At 69.4% G+C, this 1,001-nt stretch carries 1 pseudogene; it reads right to left on the bottom strand.

Annotation, left to right across the window (positions count from 1 at the left end):
• A pseudogene (locus tag DYS74_RS18775) lies at nucleotides 1–1,001 on the bottom strand (tail tape measure protein); the annotation flags it as partial.

Here is a 1,001-nt window from a genome sequence, read left to right as displayed (position 1 = left end):
CGGCATCGAGCCCGGCCCCGGCGAGCAGATGGACCGTCTTGCGCAGCGTCGAGACGGTGTCGACCGCCAGCCGCGTCAGATCGGCGCCGAGGTCGTTCTCGGCGGCATAGGTCACCGTCTTCACCATCTCGCTCGCCCCGGTCAGCGCCAGCCATTTGAGATCCGGCGTCAGATCCGAGCGGGTGACGAAGTCGACATAACTGGTGATGCCGGTGTCGGCATTGCGCAGCAGTGCCTTGAGATACTCCGGGATCTGCGCATCCTCGACCGCGGTGATGCTCAGGTCGATCTGCTTTTGCAGGCTCGCATAATTGATCGCCGCCGCGGCCGCGATGGCGTCGTCGAGCGATCCGAGCTGGCTGGTCAGCGTGGCGATCTGCGCCTCGCTCAGCGCATTGCCGGCGGCGAGCGTGTCGGCCACCTCCTGCATCAGGTCGACCTGATCCTGGTAAAGCCCCTGGATCACGTCCCACCGCGCCCCCTCGATCTGCGAGGCGCCCTGCACCGTGCCGAGATCCGACAGCACCCGCGCCTGCGCCAGCGCCAGCTCGGTCGCCGAGCCCGCGGTCGCCCCCACGGCGTCGAGATAGGTCTGCGCGACGCCGGTCAGCCCGTTGACCGCATCGAGGTCGCCCGCCAGCGCCGAGGCGAGCCGGGTCTGGTATTGCGCCTGGCTGAAGGCCGTCGCCTGGGTCGGCGAGACCAGCGCGCCCGAGGTCGAGCGCATCGTGCGGATGAACTCGGCGATGCTGTCCGCCGCCTTGTACCAGTTTCCCGCGGCCGTCGCCGCCGCCTTCTGGCTTTCGGTGACCGCGTTGATCGTCGCATCGAGGCTTGTCGAGACCGCGCCGAGCAGGGTCTCGAGCTCGGCCGTGAGCCCCGACACCGCCGGCAGGATCTGGTCCATGACCCCCGCCATGCCCACGAGCTCGGCCCAGAGCGCGCGGCCCGCCTCGGTGGTCAGGTCCTGCGCGTCGATCAGGGCGCGATATTCCTCGCGC

The sequence above is a fragment of the Paenirhodobacter hankyongi genome (assembly GCF_003664585.1).
GTDB classification, from domain to species: Bacteria; Pseudomonadota; Alphaproteobacteria; order Rhodobacterales; family Rhodobacteraceae; genus Rhodobacter; species Rhodobacter hankyongi.
The sequence above is the reverse complement of the archived record's forward strand: the minus strand, read 5'-3'. Positions and strand labels throughout refer to the sequence as shown.